14 protein-coding genes are annotated in these 20,014 nt (G+C 63.1%); 2 read left to right on the forward strand and 12 right to left on the reverse strand.

Annotated elements, in window-relative coordinates; all coding sequences use genetic code 11:
• Positions 1 to 22 precede the first annotated feature (22 nt).
• From H3U90_RS02665 to H3U90_RS02700, 8 genes are all read right to left on the reverse strand, one after another.
• Positions 23 to 754, reverse strand: a complete 732-nt coding sequence (locus H3U90_RS02665; RefSeq protein WP_198176934.1) for a hypothetical protein — start codon at positions 752 to 754, stop codon at positions 23 to 25.
• 164 nt (positions 755 to 918) lie between these two features.
• The gene (locus H3U90_RS02670; protein WP_198176935.1) at positions 919 to 1,800 is read right to left on the reverse strand and encodes a carbohydrate ABC transporter permease; all 882 of its coding nucleotides are present in this window, start codon (positions 1,798 to 1,800) and stop codon (positions 919 to 921) included.
• Positions 1,797 to 2,747 (reverse strand): carbohydrate ABC transporter permease, encoded by a 951-nt coding sequence (locus H3U90_RS02675; protein ID WP_045934946.1) that lies wholly within the window; start codon positions 2,745 to 2,747, stop codon positions 1,797 to 1,799. The genes H3U90_RS02670 and H3U90_RS02675 overlap by 4 nt, the downstream gene beginning before the upstream one ends.
• Before the next feature lie 112 nt (positions 2,748 to 2,859).
• Positions 2,860 to 4,179, reverse strand: coding sequence for an ABC transporter substrate-binding protein (locus tag H3U90_RS02680; RefSeq protein WP_045934945.1), 1,320 nt, complete (start codon positions 4,177 to 4,179; stop codon positions 2,860 to 2,862).
• Between the two features lie 228 nt (positions 4,180 to 4,407).
• Positions 4,408 to 5,400 (reverse strand): glycoside hydrolase family 43 protein, encoded by a 993-nt coding sequence (locus tag H3U90_RS02685; RefSeq protein ID WP_045935977.1) that lies wholly within the window; start codon positions 5,398 to 5,400, stop codon positions 4,408 to 4,410.
• Positions 5,401 to 5,538: 138 nt separating this feature from the next.
• Positions 5,539 to 8,373 carry a family 43 glycosylhydrolase gene (locus H3U90_RS02690; protein WP_198176936.1) on the reverse strand — a complete coding sequence of 945 codons (2,835 nt, stop codon included), beginning with the start codon at positions 8,371 to 8,373 and terminating at the stop codon, positions 5,539 to 5,541.
• Between the two features lie 157 nt (positions 8,374 to 8,530).
• Positions 8,531 to 9,613, reverse strand: coding sequence for a LacI family DNA-binding transcriptional regulator (locus tag H3U90_RS02695; RefSeq protein WP_198176937.1), 1,083 nt, complete (start codon positions 9,611 to 9,613; stop codon positions 8,531 to 8,533).
• Positions 9,610 to 11,781, reverse strand: a complete 2,172-nt coding sequence (locus tag H3U90_RS02700) for a family 43 glycosylhydrolase (RefSeq protein ID WP_198176938.1) — start codon at positions 11,779 to 11,781, stop codon at positions 9,610 to 9,612. The genes H3U90_RS02695 and H3U90_RS02700 overlap by 4 nt, the downstream gene beginning before the upstream one ends.
• Positions 11,782 to 11,851: 70 nt before the next feature.
• Here H3U90_RS02700 and H3U90_RS02705 point away from each other — a divergent pair, with 70 nt between their 5' ends.
• The gene (locus H3U90_RS02705) at positions 11,852 to 11,998 is read left to right on the forward strand and encodes a hypothetical protein (protein WP_198176939.1); all 147 of its coding nucleotides are present in this window, start codon (positions 11,852 to 11,854) and stop codon (positions 11,996 to 11,998) included.
• Positions 11,995 to 13,578, forward strand: a complete 1,584-nt coding sequence (locus H3U90_RS02710; protein ID WP_198176940.1) for a glycoside hydrolase family 43 protein — start codon at positions 11,995 to 11,997, stop codon at positions 13,576 to 13,578. Before H3U90_RS02705 ends, H3U90_RS02710 begins: the two co-directional genes overlap by 4 nt.
• A gap of 5 nt (positions 13,579 to 13,583) precedes the next feature.
• On the opposite strand, the gene H3U90_RS02715 is transcribed toward H3U90_RS02710, so the two are convergent.
• From H3U90_RS02715 to H3U90_RS02730, 4 genes are all read right to left on the reverse strand, one after another.
• Positions 13,584 to 14,942: a glycoside hydrolase family 27 protein gene (locus tag H3U90_RS02715; protein ID WP_198177589.1), complete on the reverse strand. Its 1,359-nt coding sequence runs from the start codon at positions 14,940 to 14,942 to the stop codon at positions 13,584 to 13,586.
• Between the two features lie 51 nt (positions 14,943 to 14,993).
• Positions 14,994 to 16,064 carry a glycoside hydrolase family 43 protein gene (locus H3U90_RS02720; RefSeq protein ID WP_198176941.1) on the reverse strand — a complete coding sequence of 357 codons (1,071 nt, stop codon included), beginning with the start codon at positions 16,062 to 16,064 and terminating at the stop codon, positions 14,994 to 14,996.
• Positions 16,065 to 16,174: 110 nt separating this feature from the next.
• Positions 16,175 to 18,082 carry an ABC transporter ATP-binding protein gene (locus H3U90_RS02725; RefSeq protein ID WP_198176942.1) on the reverse strand — a complete coding sequence of 636 codons (1,908 nt, stop codon included), beginning with the start codon at positions 18,080 to 18,082 and terminating at the stop codon, positions 16,175 to 16,177.
• 29 nt (positions 18,083 to 18,111) lie between these two features.
• On the reverse strand, positions 18,112 to 19,950 hold the full coding sequence (locus H3U90_RS02730) for an ABC transporter ATP-binding protein (RefSeq protein ID WP_198176943.1): 1,839 nt from the start codon (positions 19,948 to 19,950) through the stop codon (positions 18,112 to 18,114).
• Between the last annotated feature and the right edge of the window lie 64 nt (positions 19,951 to 20,014).

The following is a 20,014-nucleotide window of genomic DNA, read 5'->3' on the forward strand; positions in this document are numbered from 1 at the left end:
ATATGAATAAATACTCGCCGACTCAGCCGAAGTCCATGTAGTCGACGAAGGCCCGGATGTAGGATACGGTGTCGGCTACGTTGCTCAGCCCCAGGATGGCATGATCGGGTAGCCCGGGCACCTGCCTCCAGCGTGATGATCGGGAGAGATCCAGACCCATGGCATGGGACGGATTCGATACCTGCCGGCCCTTGGAATCCACCAGAACGCCCTGGCCAGCCAATCGCCGCAGGTCGCCGTCCTTCAATCCTTGCGAGAGCTTAGCCACCAGCCCGCGCTCACACAGGGTCGGAAAGAGGTCCGTGGGGGCGATCACCATGTTGATCTGACCCGCAGTGACCTGGGTCAGGGCCTTGGCCGAATCGTCGTAGCCCTGGCCATTCAGGGTCAGGGTCGCCTCCATGTCGACCAGCCGACCATCCTTGATTCCCCGGTCGCGCATGAATCCCTGTTTGAGCCGGTCGAACCCCTCCTCCTGGGTGCTCATGTTGAAGCCCTGGACTGAAATAAGCGGGTCCGGCGGCCTGGTCAGTCTGGTGACGACCAGGCTGACCAGAAGGGCCAGTACCAGACCAGCGGTCAGAATACCCGGAAGGAAGTGCTGGGCGAAGTAGGGCCAACGCTTGGCCGGCGGCAATTGCCTGAAGATGGTCCACTTGGACTGACCGGCGTGGGGATCCGCCGATGCCAGAACCCCCAGGGCATCCTCCTGGTCGGAGCTCAGCCCATACTGATCATTCTGACGCTCATCCATGCCTGACCTCCCCGTCCACGACGCTCACCAGCCCAGTTTAGATTCGGAACAAACAAGGGGCCGACGGAGGGTGGTCATCCCCCGTCGGCCCCTTAGGCATCAAGCACAGCGACCCATCCCTCAACGGGCCCTGTACCTGGTGCCGATGATGTCTGCCTCGTCGCTCACTTGATGCCCGTCATGGCGATGCCCTGCACGAAGCTCTTCTGAATGAAGAAGAAGACGATCAGCAGAGGCAGCGCCGAGATCAGGGCGCCTGCCATGACCACGCCGTAAGGCGTGACCGATGAGCCATGACCGGTCAGCATGGCCAGACCGGCGGTGATGGTCCTGGTCTCCGGGCGGCTGGTCATGATCAATGGCCAGAGCAGGTCGTTCCAGTTGCCCATGAAGTTGAACATGGTCACCACCAGCACCGCGGACTTGGCGTTGGGCAGGATAATCTGCCAGAAGATGCGGAACTCACCGGCACCGTCGATGCGGGCCGCGTTGTCCAGATCCTTGGGCAGGGAGATGAAGAACTGCCGCAGCAGGAAGATGCCGCCCACATCAGCCAGCCTGGGGATGATGATGCCCCAGTAGGAGTTGACCAGACCCATGCTTGCCAGCAGCTTGTAGACCGGGATCAGCAGGGCCATGCCAGGAATCATCATGGTGGCGATCAGGATTCCCAGCAGGAAGCCGCGCCCCTTGAAGTCGATCCTGGAGAGCCCGTAGGCGGCCAGGGAGTCGAAGAAGACCGAGAAGACCGTCACTGCCCCGGCGAAGATCACTGTGTTCATCAGCTGCTTGCCAATGGGCATCCGCTGGAAGAGCGAGGTGTAGTTGTCCAGGGTGAACGAGGAGGGAATCACCTTGGGCGGCCAGGTCTGGGTCAGCTTGTTGGGCGTGAAGGAGGTGATCAGCACAATCAACAAGGGGAAGATGATGATCACCGTCATCAGGATCAGCAGGAAGTAGGTCAGGACCCTGGCCACCATGTGCCTGGCATGGGCCCTCCTGAGCAGCTTATCGTGCTCGATTGCGGTAGGAGTCGACTGGCTCATCCGATTTCCTCCTTCTCATGCTTGTTGTTCCAGACCAGCTGGATGACGCCGATGATCAGCGTCATGATCAGCAGGACATAGGACAGGGCCGATGCATAGCCCATCTTGCCGTTGCCGAAGGCCTCGGTGTAGATACGGTAGACGATGGTCTCCGTGGCGCGGTCGGGGCCTCCGGAGGTCAGGATGAAGACCTGGTCGAAGACCTGGAAGGATCCGATCAGTCCGAAGATGACCACGTAGTTGAAGGTGGGCAGCAGACCGGGCAGGGTGATGTGCAGGAAGCGCTGCCAGGCGTTGGCCCCATCCAGGGAGGCCGCCTCGTACAGGTCCGGGTTGATCCCCTGCAGACCGGCCAGGAAGATGACCATGAAATAGCCGAAGTTCTTCCAGACGGTGATGAAGATGATGGTGGCCAAGGCCGTGGACTTGGTTCCCAGCAGATCCATATGCTGGATGCCGAAGAGCACCTTGCCCCAGTAAGGTATAAGACCCAGGGAGGGCGAGAGGATGAAGCTCCAGGCTATGGAGGCCACAGTCAGCGAGATGATGTAGGGCATGAACAGGCAGGTGCGGAAGAAGCCGACCCCCTTGATGTCCTTGCGGTTGAGCAACAGGGCGAAAGCCAGGGCCACGATGACCACCAGCGGTGCGTAGGCGACCGCGTAGATGACCGTGTTGCGGAAGTCGGTCCAGAAGTCCGCGTTCGTGAAAAGCTCGGCATAGTTGTGCAGACCGACGAAGATGCCCTTGCGGTTGATGCGGTCTGTAGTCAGCGAGGTGAAGAAGGTCTTGATGGTCGGGTAAAAGACGAAGACCGACAGGACGATCAGGGCCGGGGCTATAAAGCTCAACCCGATCCGGATATTGCGCCTTGAAAGGGTTTTCTTGTTGTCCTTGATGACCGCGTCGGCGCCCTGCGCGGGTGGGATCCCAGTGGTAGTGGACATAAGTACTCCAAAGTGCCGCCCGGACGCCGGGCCCGGGCGACGGTCAGCCATGAGGGGACCGGCCGGCGGCACTACTGGCCGCCAGACCGGCTCCTCAGGGGTGGATGGTCAATCAGTCCTCAGCCTTGTACTCGTCCAGATACTTCTGGATCTTGTTGGAGGCTTTGGACAGCGAGGCGGAAATGTCATCGTCGGTACGGGCGGTGTTCTGGGTCACCGAATCCAGGGTGGCCGAGATATCCCCGAAGCCGCCCTTGAGGCCGGCGATGCCGATGTAGGAGTTGTCCGTGTTCTCGGAGACCTTGGCGATCAGAGGGCGCTTGGAGAGCTCTTCGGTGGTCACGGTCTTGTTGTTCGGCGGATAGGCGGAGCCCAGGGACCACATGACCTGATTGTCATGGTTGTTGTAGTACTTGAAGAAGGCGTAGATGCCCTTCTTCTTGGCCTCGTCCTTGACCTGCGAGGTGACCCACCAATACAGGCCGGTTGAACCGGTGTTGGAGCCCTTCCTGCCGTCAGGGTAGACATAGGTGCCGTCTCCGTTGGGCACGGGGAACAGATCGTGATTGATGCCCTTGTCGGTGGCTGCCTGGTCCTCCCAGGGGCCGACGATGACCATGGCGGACTGGCCGGACTCGAAGGACTCGCGTGCAGCGGTGTCATCCATGCCGGTCTTGGAGTAACCGCCCTTGTAGAACTCGCGCATCTTCTGCAGGAAGGCCTTGTTCTGCTCGGAGTTGATGGTGACCTTGCCCTTGGTGTCGTAAAGACCGGTGCCGTTGCCCTTCATGAAGGCCGCCCATCCGGAGTCGGACAGGGCCATGCCGTACTGGGAACCGTCACCCTTGGTCAGCTTCTTGGCCACATCCAGGAGCTGGTCCCATGTCTTGGGATAGTCCTGATCGGTCAGACCGGCAGCCTTCCACATATCGGTGTTGTACCAGACGGTGGTGGGCGCGTAACCCATGGGGACCGCGCACTGCTGCTTCTTGCCATCAATGGTGAACTCGGTCTGCTTGGTCACGTTGGGCAAGTAGTTCTTGGTCTCGTTGGAGGGATCGTCATAGAAGTCCTGCACGCACTGGAAGGTGCCGTCGATGGACCAACCCTGGCCGTTGTCGGCGCCGGTGGTGACGAAGTCGGGGCCGTCGCCCGAGGTGACCTTGGTGACCATGGTCTCGCCGATGGTGCTCCAGGGCTGCAGCTGGGCGTCGATGTGGTACTTCTTCTGCGACTTGTTGAAGTTCTCGACGATCTTCTTCAGAGTCTTGCCATCGGCCTCGGAGAATCCGTGCCACATGACGATGTTGGTGACGCCGTCCTTGCCCTTGGCATCCTTGCCACCACTGCCGGAACCGCAGGCCGAGAGCCCCACGGTGCTGAGCGTGGCGAGCGCGATTGCGGCTACCGCAGCCTTTCTGATTGCCTTCATTGTCTCTGTCCTTTCGACATCAAGCAACGGTTACAAAGGAACCGATGACGACCGGAACAACCATGTCCTGCCCATCTGGTCCAATGGCTTGCATCGCCTGGTCACGCTCCCAGATACGTGAACGTAGCCCACGCCTTTGTAAACCGACATCTTTCTAACGTTGCAAATTATATAATACTCACTTCTCCAACGATGTACAAGCGTGTCGGGCATGGCCCGGCAATGCCCTCAATGACTGCCATCGGGAGGCAGGATCTGGCGGCTCGTCGGGGTCCACCGATCGTCAGGCAGAGGCCGTCCGAAGTCCGGGCCATGGTCGGTCCAGGTGACCAGTCCCACCCTGGCATGGCGGTTGGGATCGAAGAGTGGGTCCCCTTCGATATGCGTGTAGTTGCGGGCATGGTAGATCATCAGGTCCTGGCTGCCGTCCTCGCTGACCGTGAAGCAATTGTGGCCGGGCCCATACTGGTGGTTCTCCTCAGCCGTTTTGAAGACGGGATGATCGCTCTTGGTCCAGGAGGCCGGATCCAGCAGGTCGGCATCCTCACGGGCGGTCAGCATGCCCACTGCGTAGGGGACCCCGGTGCCCGAGGCTGAGTAGGTCAGGTAGATCATGCCCTGGTGAAGCAGAACGGCCGGCCCCTCGTTGACCTTGAAATCGATGCATTCCCAGTCATATTCGGGTTTGGAGAGCAGGACAGGATCGGTGGCCAGCGTCCAGGGATCGGCCATGCGGGCGATGTAGAGATTGGAATTGCCTTCGATGGCCGGATCCTTCTGGGCCCAGATCAGGTACTGACTGCCCCCGATCACCGTTGTGGTGGCATCCAGGGAGAAGGAATCGATCGGGGTATGGATCTGCCCCTTCTCGGTCCACTCGCCATCCATGGGGTCTTCGCCGGTATTCTCCAGTACGTACATGCGGTGGGTGGGCAGATCGGCAGAGCCGAAGTCCTCCTCTGCAGCCGCAAAGTAGATGTACCAGGCCCCATTGATCCGGTGGAGTTCGGGCGCCCAGATGTACCTGCTCATGGGACCGGACTCGTGCTTGCGCCAGATGGTGCGCTCAGGGGCGGCCTGCAGGTCGTCCAGCCTGGCGGCGGCGCGCAGGATGATCCTGTCGTAGGCCGGGTAGGAGGCGGTGAAATAGTAGAGGTCCCTGTGCTTGATGACCCAGGGATCGGCCCGCTGGAGTACCAGGGGATTGTGGTATGCGCTCATCATGTGTTCCTATCACGAAGACAGAGGTACTGGTCTGTATGACCAATATACAACGTTGAATATTAACGGGCCGCCACCCTCCGCCGGGCGAACGAAGTTGAAGGCGGAGGGTGGCTTGTGCAGCGGGCCCGTTCGGGTTCAGCCCCGGGCTCGGCGAATGGCGGTGAACACCAGTGCGCCCAGCCCCAGGACAAGGGCCGCAGATGCGGCAGCGACGGGAGCCGACAGGGCCGATCCGGTCAAGGGCAGGCGACCGGCCTTGCCTTCCTTGCCGGACCGACCTGCGGGTGCAGGAGTGGGGTCCGCGGCGGGAACAGTCGCATGATTGGCATCGCCATCGGCCTCCTCTTGAACCTTGGCATCGGTCAGGGGACGCGAACCCCAGATTGCCGCGGCACCTGCTGCCCTGGAGACATCGGCACCGGCATCGGTGAAGACATCGCCGCCCAGCCCTGAGAAGAAGACGACCGGATGGCCCTGCTCGTCAAGCTGTCGGCCCAGCCTGGCCCGATAGACGCCGTGCAACAGGGTGCCCGGATCCGCCGAGTCCACCTTGATGGTCAGATTGCCGGCGGTCGCCTTCCAGGAGCCCTGCACCTGGCCGCCCAGCCGACCGCCGGCCAGCAGGCTCACTGACACCGACCGGTAGATGGCCGGGCTGGACAGACCGGACCCCGCATAGTAACGGACCGGATCATGGACCACCACCTGGTAGTCGCCGACCACCTGGCTGGCGGAGACCCTGCCCACCGAATCCCGGTATTCGAAGGGCGTCATGACCAGCCATCCGTCAGGGGTCTGCACCATCTGCTTGACCCGGACCTGATGTTCTTCCAGGTTGCCCTCGGCACGCACGAAGCGTGTGTGGTAAACGTTAAAGACACGATCGTCGTCAAACAACAACGCGTTGCCCCCCTGGGAGGTCAGCACCTGGTCCTGTCCGGGCTGGGCGAAGGAGGAGTCGATCCGCAGGCCCCGGTTGGCATCCAGATCATTCATTGCACGCCCATAGACGGCCGGCTTGCCGTTCTGGTCCAGGTAGGGGCCGGTGATGGAACGGGAACGGAATTCACGCATCTGGTAACCCCCGGTCTGCCCGAGTCCGCCATAAGAAAGCATCAGATACCACCAGTCGCCCTGATGGACCAAGGCGGTGCCTTCGCCTGAGTTGCCGAAGCCTCCGGCGAGTTTGTGCCCGTAGTAGGCGTCGGACTGGTTGGCCTGGGTGGGGTAGGTGGTGGAGTAGTCGCGCAGCCCGGTCCTGGGGTCCAGGCGGATCATCCAGATACCGCCGAACCAGGAGCCGAAGCTCATCCACAGGCCCCCCTGCCCGTCATCCTTGACACAGGCATCAATCGCATTGATACCCGTATCCGTGAGGCTGGCATAGCGCGACAGATCGGCATGGGGCCCCAGCACCTTGGGCACGTCGGTGGCCGCCACGTTGGACTTCTGGAAGCCGGAGTAGACCACCGGTCCCACCAGGCTCCAGTCCCCCTCGATGTCGTCGGCGGTCAGCAGGACGATGACCGACTTCTGGAAGGGGAATCCTCCCCCGTTCAGGCTCAGGTACATGCACCACTTCTTCATGGTGGCGTTGTAGTAGACCTCGGGCGCCCACATGTTGCCTGTCACGTCCGGATTGGAGGACTGCTTGGGCCAGTCCTTCCAGATGGGATCCAGAATGCGCTGGTAATCCCGGCTCAGATTGTTGGTGAACGGCTCCCAATGCTTGAGGTCGGTGCTGCGGGCCCAGGCCCGGTGGGAGCCGAAGACGTAGTAGCGCCCTCCGGCCTTGACCACGGAGGGGTCATGTACGGAGACGCGCGAGTAGGCGTTCTGACCGTCCTTGGAGGTGCCCCTGACAACAAGCCGGTAGTCCTGCTGGATGGCTTTGGCCTTCAGGGAGGACCTCGAGGCCCTGTTCGCCTGCAGCCGGGCCGTCAGCGTAACGGGGACATCACGCTTGCCGGGGACCACATGCGCCCTGCCCGTGGCCGCATTGACGCTGACCGTTCCGGGAGCCGAAGAGTTCCACCTTACCGATGCGACACTAGTTGAGACCGGCAGGTTGAAATCACCGTCCACAGCTGCAGGGACCGCCAGTGATGTGGCCTGCTGGTCGATCAGATCCCCCAGGTCCTCCGAGGGCAGGGTGGCGACGATCTGGTCGGCATCCAGGGCCTGCGGATAGACGGCGAATGACTGCACTGCGCCATGGAAGAGCGCGTCGTCTATGCCGGGGTATCGGGACTGGCCGATTACGTTGTGGCGGTGGTCGCCGAAGGCGGCGGGATTGACCGTGGCCTTGCCCTCAGCCACCTGCAGGCCGTTGATGTAGAGCCGGACCATGTTGTTCCTGCCATCGATGGTGGCAGTCAAGGTGGAGAAGCGGTCATCGGGCAGGTTCTTGGATGCCGGCAGATAGGTCTCGCCCTGGCCGTTGGCCTTGGAAGTGATGGAGGTGTACAGGGAGGTGTGGGTGGAGACGGTCCAGGAGCCGACGGCCTGCTGGCCTGTCCCCCCCAGCGACCAGAGGTAGGTCCAGGGGCCTGAGGCGTTGAAACGGTCGTTGCGCACGCGGATGGACACCGTGGCGTTGGCGCGTCCGCTCAGTATGTCATCAGGAAGTTTGACATAGGTGGTTCCATCGAACAGGAGCGCATCGTCGGTCTTGACTGCCCCTGTCGGCCGACCATCGGCGTCCAGGATGCGGGCCGGGCCGAAGGATGAGCCTGAGACGGTATTTTCTGCCTCCTTGGCTCCTGGAGCGAGGGCCGAAAAATCGTAGCCGAGCAGGGGCTGGGGCTGACTGGCCGACATCCTGGTTGTGGCGCTGCCGTCGGCTTGGGACTGATCCGCCCAGGCTGGGGATGCGACTGTGCCGCCCGCCAGTATCATGCCCATGAGGGCCGCCGCTGCAACCCCTCCTCGACCTCGTCGTCCTGCGTCTGATGACGATTGATGACGCATGTTCACACCTTTCCATATAGGCATCGGAGCGACTGCGCTCCGACCGGCAGGCCTCCATGGTCAGCCGATGCCGCCTCAAATCATTCGAGAACGTCTTCAGTATATTACAACGTTAGAAATCAAGAAACCAGGAACACTCGAGAAAGAACATCAGCAATCAGACGGCGATTTCGTTTCCGGGCAGGGCACGGGTTGAATTGCGGACCACCAGCGAGGAGGATACCTTGCGGAAAACGTGCTCGCCTTCCTTGGTAGTCAGCGGCTGCACCCCGTTGATCCTGTCCTTGAGAACACGGACCGAGAGCCTGGCCACGGCCTTGAGCCCGGGCGAGATGCTGGTCAACGAGGGCGACAGATACTGGGAATCGTCCGAATTGTCGAAGCCGATGACCGAGATGTCGTCCGGCACCGACATACCGTGCATTTGTATGGAATGCAGGACCCCTGCCGCCAGCATGTCGTTCAGGGCCACCACACCGTCGGGGACGATGCCCTGGTCCAGTAGGGAGTTCATGGCATTGACCCCGTCGATGCGGTGCCACATGCGCGATGGGGCCACCAGCCGGGGATCGTAGTCCAGGCCGGCCTCCTCCAGACCCTGTCTGTACCCCTCCAGGCGAAGGGCGGCCGAACCCAGCTTCTCGCCGGGGTGGGTGCCGATGACCGCCACCCGACGGCAGCCTGTGCTGATCAGATAGGCGGTGGCGTGCTTGGCTCCCTCCACGTTCTCCGTGGCCACATGATCAAACTGATCACTGAAGATGCGCTCACCCACGACCACCAGGGGGTAATCCACCCGCAGCTGGTCCAGGTCGTCCATGCCCAGCTCCAGGGGGCTGTAGATGAGGCCGTCGATCATGGATCGCTGGGAACCGTGCAGGGCCTCGATTTCACCCTCGCGCGAGTAGAGGGTGGGCTCCACCAGCACCCTCATGCCCAGTTTCTTGGCCTCCTCGATGACCAGGGAGGAGAGCTGAGCAAAGTAGGGCATGGCCAGATCCGGTATGGCCAGGGAGATCATTCCCGTGTAGCCCAACCGCAGGTTTCTGGCCGGCACGTTGACCCGGTAGCCCAACTCCTCTATGGCCTTGTTGACCTTGCCTCTGGTGGCCTCGGAGACGAATTCGTAGTCATTGACCACGTTGGAGACGGTCTTGACCGACACTCCTGCAGCCTGGGCCACATCCTTCATGGTCGGGGTGGAACCACGTCCTGTGCCGGGGGAAGCGGCTAAACTCATAAGACCCTGACCTCCAAGGTTACCGTGGCGCGGGTGGGGTCGAGCTCCTCATCCGTCTGCATATCCAATACGGGCATCCCCTCAGCAGACCAATGTACCCGCCTTACCTGACTGTCGCGGCCAAGGTAGCGGTCCTGGTCATGCTCGGCATTATGGAAGACGTAGATCATGGTGCCGTCCTCGTCCTGGGACCACATACCGTGGCCGGTGCCCAGCTGCCAATGGCCATTGTACTTCCCGGACTTCTGCAATGGGTAGTCCAGCTTCTTCCACACGCCGGGATCGCATAGATCGGCCCCGACTCCGGCCGGTGCGGTCACCAGTCCGGTGGTGTAGTCGATGCCCACCAGGGAGCCGGAATAGATCAGGAAGATCCGGCCATCGTGGACCACGGCGTTGGGCCCTTCGGCAATCATGTTGTCCCAGGCGAACTCGGGGACGATGATCTGCCGTGGCGTGCTGGTCAGACGGTCGGGGCGGGCCGGGTCGAAGGCGGCGATCCAGACCGATCCCAACTGCTGCCAGGCGTAATACCAGCGGCCGGTATCGTGCAGGACCGTCATGTCCAGGCTGATGCGCTGGATGGGATTGAGAGGGGTGCCGTCAGCCCGCAGGATGGGTCGGGGGCTGTCCCAGTTCTCAGGCCGGCGAGGGTCCAGATCCCGGCCCTGGTCGTCGCGGCGCAGCTGCATGATGTGGCAGCAGCCCGTCCACATGTCCGGCTTTCCGGCCCGATCATTGGCGGTCCCGTCCGGGTTGGTCCGCGGACCATCGAAGCAAGGCATGAAGAGGATGGAGAGCCTGCCGCCTATCAGGTGGATCTCCGGGGCCCAGAAGCAGCCGGTCATGACCCGGCCCTCGCTGTTGCGATCGCCCCTGCGCAGCAGGTCCACCTCTTTTTCATGGCCGCCGGCCTGATCGCTCAGGCCCTCGATGGTGTCGGCCACCCGCAGGGGCATGTGCGTGTGCCCGTTCAAGGGGTCGACGCAGTTGCCATCCGCATCCTCGGTGGCGATGAACATGAACAGGCGCCGGCCCCTCCAGGACCAGCGGAAAATGGAGGGATCGGCACGCTGCCGGGCGAAGGGGACCGGGTAAGCCGTCTGCCGGATCCGTCCGCCGATCAGCCTGGTATCTCCAGGATTCAGGCGACCCTGGGCCAGGTCGCTGGTCAGACGGTCCAACTGGCTCTGGTCCCAATCCACCCCGCGCAGGGCGGTGGACCCGTCGCTGTAGAGGAGCCGTGCCTGGGCCTGACGGACCGACTCCAGACCGTCGCCCCGGGACACCTGAACCGGGTCCACCTTCACGCCGGTGTTATAGATGCGGCCAAACCGTTCCAGCAGGCCACGCTCGCAGTCGGCGCTGACCAGCACGACATTGCCGGCCAGGATGCCCTTCATACCGCAGTCCTCCTCCAGGGCCCGCCGCCGATCCAGGGGCAGGGGGTCGCCCTGGGCCAGGGAATCATCATCCTCCAGGACCTTCATGCCGGTCACCATGCCCATCCGTGCCGGATCGTCCACCGTTGCCGTGCACAGCCGCCCGCGGTCGTCGTCCCAGTAGAGCCGGCAGCCCTGGCCATCGTCCAGAAGCCGCGCCCTGGGCCGGTGGACCCCATGAGCTCCCAGGATGTGGACCTGCGGCAGCCGTCGGTAGGTCAGCAGGTCCGGTGAAAGAGCCGTCAGGATGGAGTCGGCCTGGGATCCATCAGACCGGCCGCCCCTGGCCGTCCTGGTGGCCAGGATGACGAAGGTGCCGTCCCTCAGGGGCAGCAGGAAGGGGTCGATCAGACTCTTCAGAATCAGATCCTGCCCTGGGACCACCGCCAGTTCCTGGGCCGCCTGCGATGCCTGGTGAGCGTCCAGTCCAGGGTTGTGCCCGCCCTCTTGCGGCGCCGCCTCGCCAGGTAGGGCGGCCCCTGCCGTGCAGGCGCCACGGGCGCTATCCGGCACAGCCTTGGTGGGCACAGCCGCAGCGAAGAAGATGCCGTAGTCGCCGTTCAGGGGCTCCCAACGGCCGGTCGCCCGCGATCGCAGCGCCAGGTGCATGCTCAGGGCGACATCCTCATTGTTGGCCTCCTGCCGATCAGTGGGATGCCGGGTGTAGCACATGAGTGCAACCCCATCCCCAGATTCTCGTCCACCGTCCAGAGCATCCTCACCCATGACGATTCCTTCCATCCGGCTTGCCGGCTTCAACGCCGGCGACTATCGTTTCTAACGATAGAAATTATACATGGAGGCCAGTCCCCCAACGCCCGATGCCCGCATGGATGAGGCCGGGTTGTTCGCTCATCCGAACCGACTCGGCAAGGTCGGCCATGCGCCACGGGTCGTCATCGATGTCGATCGGGCTGCCTTCACGGAAAGCGAGGAACCATGAGAAGACCCAAACGCACCGGACGGGCCATGAAGGCCCTGACTGCCCTGACGGCGGGTCTGGCGATGCTGTTGTCGGGGGCCTTGGCCGCCTGCTCGAACCAGCAGCCATCAGCCAGCGGCACAAAAACCTCCACCACCCAGGAACCCAAGCGCGTCTCGGTCCACGACCCCTCCGTGGTTCGCTCCGGCAAGAGCTACTACGTCTTCGGCTCGCACCGGGCCTATGCCCGCAGCACGGATCTGGTCAACTGGACCCCCTTCACCAATAACCTGAGCCGCGATTACAAGAAGATTTTTGCGCAGATCTGGAAGGCATGGCCCAAGCAGTCCTCCAATCCGGACGTGACAGGCAATATGTGGGCGCCTGACGTCTACTACAACGCCACCATGAAGAAGTGGTGCATGTACCTGAGCCTGAACGGGGCCGAGCATCGTTCGGTCATCGTCCTGCTGACCGCCGACCGGGTGGACGGCGACTGGACTTATGTGGGACCGGTGGTCTACTCCGGCTTCACCCGGGCCAACTACGTGAGCACCGACGTTCCCAAGGTGCTGGGCTCGGACCCGGAGCTGGACCGCTATCAGTCCTACACGGATACGGGTATCAATGCGATTGACGCCTGTGTCAAGGATGACGGGCAGGGGGGCCTGTGGATGAGCTTCGGCTCCTGGTTCGGCGGTATCTGGATGATCCGCCTGGACCCCAAGACCGGGCTGCGCGACTACTCCACCACCTACCCCACCCAGGCCAACCAGTCCGACGCCTACTACGGGCACAAACTCGCCGGAGGCTTCGGCAACTCAGGCGAAGGATCGGCGCTGCTGCACACCAACGGCCACTGGTACCTCTTCCTCTCCTACGGCAAGCTGGTGCAGACCGGGGGCTACCAGATGCGGATGTTCCGCTCGGACTCCATCACCGGCCCTTACCTGGACCAGCGGGGCAACCCGGCCATCGCCACCAGCGGCGAGGCCGACAACTGGACCAGCGAGACAGGCATCCGCCTGATGGGCTCCTACCAGTGGAGCGGGGACAAGAAAGGCGACATCGAGGTCTCGCAGGGTGGGAACACGGCCCTGCACGACAAGGACGGCCGGGACTACGTGGTCTATCACACCAGGTTCTCCGACCGCAAGGAGGAGCATCAGATCCGTGTCCGGCAGCTGATGCCCACGGCAGACGGGTGGCTGGTGGCTGCCCCCTATGAGTATCTGGGCACCAAGGCCGGCGGCCCTTACAACGCCAAGGACGAGGCCGGCACCTATGAGCTGGTGGAGCATGATCCGACCATCTTCTTCAAGGGACCGCGCAAGGTGACCGACACTCACAGCACCCGATACCGGGGCGTGGTCAAGGCCGTGGACATCCGTCTGGAGCCCGGCGGCCAGGTGACCGGAGCGCGCCAGGGCCACTGGCAGGTCGACGACCGGGGACGGTTGTCCATGGACCTCCAGGAAGAGGACGGGACCGTGACCTACCAGGGCGTCTTCGCCCGGTTGCCCAGGGACAAGGACCACCGCAAGGTCATGACCTTCAGCGCCCTGGGCAACAACGTCTGCATCTGGGGCTCCAAGCGCTGATCGCCTCAGCGGGGATCCAGAGCCACCCAGACCACGCCGTGTGCAGGCACCAGGGCCACCAGATCCCGGTCGGCACCCTGTCCTTCCAGGCTGACCTGGGCGGACTCAGTGGCCCGGCCCCGCCACAGGTCGACCGGGGTCCAGGCCCTATCCGCCCTATCCAGACCCACCAGGGAGGATAGGGCCGTCCTGACCCGCCGGGGGCGATCCCCGGTCCAGAAGACAGCCGCATAGACCCCGCCGGCATGGGCCGAGGGGGTTCCGTCGGCCCAGTCGCTGGCCAGGGCCCTCCAGACGATCTCCTCGCCTAAGGTCTTCGTGCCTTGTTCATCCCCGCCCTCGACCGGCTCCCGGATGATCTCACCGTTGTCGGCCGAACCGGCGGTGACCTCCTCCAGGGCCGGGTTGTCCAGCAGCGACAGGGTGTCCTCATCGCTGCTGGGAAGGTCGCCACCCACCATCAACGGCGAGCGCCCCATGGCCCAAAGGGTCAGCATGGTGCGCTGCTCGTCGGCTGTCAGGAGGCTGGACCGGTCCCCGCCCCGCTCGGCCCGCAGCCCGATATGCCCCAGTGGCAGCATGTCCGCATCAGCCCAGTGGCCTGTGCTCTGCAGAGGAGCCCAGCGGGCCAGACGGGCGAACTGGGCGTAAAGGTCCTGCCAGCGATCCCAGAGGTCGTCCGAAATACGCCAGAGCTGGGCGTGATCCCGCAGGAAACCAAGGTGGGTGGTGGGCACCCGGGTGCCCGGGGACAGGGAGAGGGTCATGGAATGCCCATGGGCCTGCTCGGCCTTGTGGATGGCCCGGGCGTAGGCGTCGATCTCCCGGTCCATGAAGGGGGCCTGCATATCGTCCACCTTCAGGTAGTCCACCCCCCAACGGGCGAACTGGTCAACCTGGGCGTCGTACCAGGCCTGGGCTCCCGGATGGGACTGGTCCAGACCGTAATTGTCGGGATTCCACGCACAGACATGGGTGGTGTCGGCAACCTGGGCGGCTGTATAGGAGGTGCCGAGGACGGGCAGGTCCCGCTCGACCGCCAGCCTGGGGATGCCCCGCATGACGTGGATGCCGAAGCGCAATCCCAGATCGTGGATCCGCGCGGCCAGCGGGGCGAACCCCTGGCCGTCGGCCGCCGACGGGAACCGGACCGGGTCGGGCAGCTGCCGACCATAGTCATCCAGGACCAGAGGCGCCTTGGCGTTGTAGCCATGGGCCCTGGCGGTCGGGTCATACCAGGCGATGTCTATGACGACCGTGTCCCAGCCCACCGGGAGCAGCCTGTCGCGCATGACCTGCGCATTGTCAAGCACCTCCTGCTCGGTGACGGTGGTCCCGTAGCTGTCCCAGCTGTTCCACCCCATTGGTGGTCTCCAGGCCTTGTCCATGTCGTGCTCCTTTCTCAGTGCTTTGTTTCAGTCCTGCTGCGCCAGAGGACGCAGACGTACGTATTCCTGCCGGGTCAGGGACAGGACCCCTCCGTGCTTGGTATGGGGGCGCAGGTGGAAGTCCTGCTCCCGGGCGTAGTCGAACCCGGCGTCCGGATCATCGCTGACCATGGGCCTATAGCCCACCGAAGGAATCACATCCACCAGCAGGTACCAACGGTTACGGGCATGGTCGGCGTAGAGGGCCGGCCCCTCCACGCCCGAGGGGTTGCCGTCGGCGCACCAGTTGGCGCCGATCCGCTCCTGGATGGTGGACCACCGGGCCTGTGGCAGCCACCATCGGGGATCGTCGGTGCTGTCCAGCCAGATGCCCCGGCCAAAGCCGTTGTCCTTGGTGGCCCGGTAGGTGCGCAGGCCGCCCCCAGGCAGAGGACGCTGGACCATGGTGGTGTCGATGGCATTGCGACCGGTATCGATAAGGACTCCGCCATAGCGGAAGTGCTCCTGGGTGAAGTCGGTGGTCGACCCCCAGAGCACCCGGTCGTAGGCGGACGGATCGGCATGGTCAGGATCATCCTGGTCAAAGAGCCTGGATGACCAGTAGAGGACGAAGGCCCCCTGTCCCGGCCCCTCATAGTCGGGCACCCATAGGCACTCCGGCGCCCAGGCCATGCCCAACGGGCCCCTGCTGCCGTCCTGGTGCAAGGACACATCCAGTGGCCAGGGGCCCGACCAATGAACCAGGTCGTCGGTGGACCAGATCATCAGCTTGGTGCTGCCATGGCGGGACCAGTGATCCCAGCCGCTGCCCTGCGACTGATCGCCGCCGAACACCCGTAGATCGGTGGCCATGACATAGACCCGGCCGTTGCGCGGGTCACGTACCATGTAGGGATCCCGCAGACCGGTGGTGCCCAGGTGCGAGGTCAGCAGCGGCCTGCCCCCGTACAGCGGATCCCAGCTCAGAGGGTCATCGCCTCGCGACAGGTCGAAGTAGAGGCGCTCGGCATACCCCTGGGGGTCTTCGATGAAGTGCACCATCAGATACCCGTAAGGGTCGGTTCCCTCGACGTCCTTGTGAACCTTGTCGCTCAACATCTGCTCCTTTGCCCTAGTTGCCGATCCTGTCGGCCTTGACTTGTCACTCGCTATTTTACAACGATGTAATACTGCTGGTCGGGACCATCGGTGACGCATGGGTCAGTCTGCTATCGCGCAGAGGCGGCCGGATCCTGCCGAACCTGGCTGCCCTGTTCCGCATCATCGCCGGGCTGTGTCGATTGGGCCTGGTCGCCGTTGGCCGTGCGGATCATGGCGTACTGGGACTCGTGCAGCCGGTAGTAGGCGCCTCGCTTGGCCAGGAGCTCCTGGTGGGTGCCGTGCTCCACGATCTGCCCATGATCTATATAGAAGATCTGGTCCGCATTCTCGATAGTGGACAACCGGTGGGCGATGACGAAGGAGGTCCGCCCCTTGAGCAGGTGGGCCAGTCCGGCCTGGAGGGCCTCCTCGGTGCGGGTGTCGATGCTGCTGGTCGCCTCGTCCAGGATCAGGATGCGGGGGTCGGCCAGCAGAACCCTGGCAAAGGCGATCAGCTGCCGTTGACCTGCGGAGAGGGTGGATCCGCGCTCCTCGACCTTGGTGTCGTAGCCGTCGGGCAGCTCCATGATGAACTCATGGGCGTGGACGGCCTTGGCGGCCTCCTCGATCTGCTGGTCGGTGGCGTCCAGGCGGCCGTAGCGGATGTTCTCGCGCACGTTGCCGGTGAAGATGAAGGTGTCCTGAAGCATGACCCCCATCTGCCGGCGCAGGGAGGCCAGGGTCACGTCGCGCACGTCATGCCCGTCCACGCAGACGCTGCCCTCGGTCACGTCGTAGAAGCGCGAGAGAAGGTTGACGATGGTGGTCTTGCCGGCACCCGTGGGACCGACCAAGGCGACCGTGCTGCCTGCCGGCACATGGAAGTCCACCAGGTTGAGGATGTTGCGGCCTCCGGGCTCGTACTTGAATACCACGTCGTTGAAGTCCACCCTGCCCTCGACCGGCGGCAGCTCCATGGCCCCCGGGCGGTCCTCGATCTCCGGGTGGACGTCCAGGGTCTCGAAGATGCGCTCCAGGTAGGCCGAGCAGGTGATCAGCTGGTTGTAGAAGTTGCCGATGTTGATGATGGGGTTCCAGAAGTTGTTGGCATAGCCGACGAAGGCGATCAGCATACCCGTGGTCACCTGCACGCCGCCCAGGCCGGTGATCCCCAGATAGTAGATCAGTGCGATGGTGATGGTGGAGATGTTCTGCACTCCCGGCCACATCAGGTACTGGATGTGCACGGCCCGCATCCAGGAGCTGCGAACCTGCCCCTGCTGCTCCTGGAAGGTGTGGAACTGCTCGCGCTCCCTGACGAAGGTCTGCGTGGTCTTGACCCCTGCGATGGACTCATGGATGTAGGCGTTCAGATTGCTCTGCTTGTTGGACAGGCGCTGGTAGGCCCGCCGCTGGAAGCGCTGGAGCACCAGCACATAGAGCACCAGCAGGGGCATGAGGACCAGGGACCAGAGGGTCAGCCTCCAGTCGATGACGAACATGACCACCAGGGTCAGCAGGAAGGTGAAGATGTCCGCGATCACGTTGATCAGACCCGAGCTCAGGGTATCCGAGAGGGTGTTGACATAGTTGACCACCCTGATCAGGATCTTGCCGTGGGGTCTGGAATCGAAGTAGGAGAAGGGCAGGGTCTGGATGTGGGTGAAGAGGTCCCGGCGCATGTCCTTGAGCATGAGCTGGCCCACCTGGGTGATGGCCACGGTCCGGTACCGCAGGAGGAGCTCGTAGACCACGATGGCCAGCAGGAAGACCGCGCCCAGGGTGAAGAGCCGGACCGGGTCCTTGGAGGGGATGACCGTATCGATCATGGTCTTGGTCATGTAGGGAATGGCCACGGCGATGGCGCTCATGGACAGGACCGCCGCAAGGATGATCACCCCCTGGCGCAGATAGGGCTTCAGATAGGCCCCTATACGCTTGATGTCACCGAAGTCGATCTGCTCCTCCAGGTCCTCGTCCTCGCGGAAGGTGTTCCTGCGCGCGGTGCCCGCCGAACGTTGCTTTTGCTGCTTCATCGTCTCACCTTGCCATGCCTGCCGTTGTGTCAGAATCCCGCCGACTGCCCGGATTGCAGCCCAAGCTGCTTGCGGTAGATCCGGTAGTAGCGGCCGTGGGCGTGAACCAGATCATCATGGGACCCGCGTTCTACGATCCTGCCGTGATCCAGGACCAGAATCAGGTCGGAATCCTTGATGGAGGAGATCCTGTGAGCGATGGTGACCATGGTCCTGGTGCCCTCCATCTCCTGCAGATGCCGCTGGATGGTGGCCTCGGTCTCCATGTCGACGGCCGATGTGGTGTCGTCCATGATTAGGATGGCCGGGTCGTCAGCCAGGGCCCGGGCCAGGCTGAGCCGCTGCTTCTGGCCGCCCGACAGGCCCACGCCACGTTCGCCCACCACGGTGTCGTAGCCCTCGGGCATCCGGTTGATGAAGGAGTCGGCTCCGGCCATGGAGGCCATGGTCCTGACGTACTGCTCGTCGTCGCGCTGGGCTCCGAAGGCGATGTTGTCGCCGATGGTGTCCGAGAAGAGGAAGGTGTCCTGGGCCACGATGTTGACCTGCCGCCGCAGCAGGTCCAGGGGCCACTGCCTGGCGTCGATCCCGTCGATGAGCACATGGCCCACGGTTGGGTCGTAGAAGCGGGCCACCAGGCTGACCAGGGTGGACTTGCCCGAGCCGGTCTCCCCCAATATGCCCAGCCGGGTGCCGGCCGCCACGTGGAAGTCGATGTCCTTGAGGATGGGGGTCTCCGGATCGTCGGGGAAGGCGAAACTGACGTGGTCGAAGCGGATGTCTCCGCGGATCCTGACCGGGTCCTCGGTCTGCTCGCCGTTGACCTTGGCACGGACCGTGGCCGCCTGGACCACGCCGGCCTGGGCGTTCTTGCGCTCGACGATCCTGGGTTCGGCCGTCAGCAGCCGACGGATCTTGACGCAGGAGGCGTTGAAGCGCTCCACGTCGTTGATCAGCCAGCCGGACTGGCGCACCGGGCCGTCGATCATCCACAGGAAGCTGTTGAAGGAGACCAGGGCTCCCAGTGTCATCTGCTGGCGGATGACCAGCCAACCGCCCAGGATCAGGGTGATCAGCTGGAGCATGTAGGAGCAGCCGTCCAGCCAGGGCATGTAGGTGCGGCTGTTGCGGGCGGAGTCCATGTTGCGCTGCATGTAGTCATCGTTGTGCCGATCGAACTTCTCGGTCTCATAAGGCTCGCGGACGAAGGCCTTGACCACCCGGTTGCCCTCGATGTTCTCCTCGACCATGGAGTTGAGGGATGCCAGTGAGTTGCGGATGGCGTAGAAGAGCGGGTGGGCGTGCTTGGAAAGCTGCCAGGTGAAGTAGAAGAGGAATGGGGTCACCGCCAGCAGGGCCAGGGCCAGCCGCCATTCGATGGTGAACATGACGGCCAAGGACCCGGCGAAGAGGCAGACGGCATCCAGGATGTTGTAGGAGACCCAGGAGACGAAGTGGCGAATGGCATCGGTGTCCGAGGTCATCCGGCTCATGATGTCGCCGTTACGGGTGTGGTTGAAGTAGGTGAAGTCCATGTCGTGGAGCTTCTCGTACTCGTCGCTGACCAGCCGATAGATGGTGTTCTGGCCGAATCGCTCCATGAACATCTGGTAGCCATAGCGGCAGACGCTGCGCCCAAGGGTGACGGCTATCATGGCGAAACAGAGCCTGGGCAACCGATCCTCATGCCCCTGGCCAATGACCTGGTCCACGATCATGCCCGCCAAAATGGGCATAAGCATGACCAGGACCTTGTCCGCCGCAAAGAGCAGGAGAGCGGCGGCGATTCTACCGGCGTCCGGCCTGCAGTAGGGGAGGATCCATCGAAGGTTGCTGCTGTGCTGATTCTTTGCAGAATCGACGTACATTGGAGGACACCCTCACGTTCCCTGTTGAACTTCTCTGATCTGGTCTCTTCTCATTGCCATGACC

The sequence above is a fragment of the Bifidobacterium sp. W8103 genome (assembly GCF_016100775.1).
GTDB lineage: Bacteria > Actinomycetota > Actinomycetes > Actinomycetales > Bifidobacteriaceae > Bombiscardovia > Bombiscardovia choladohabitans.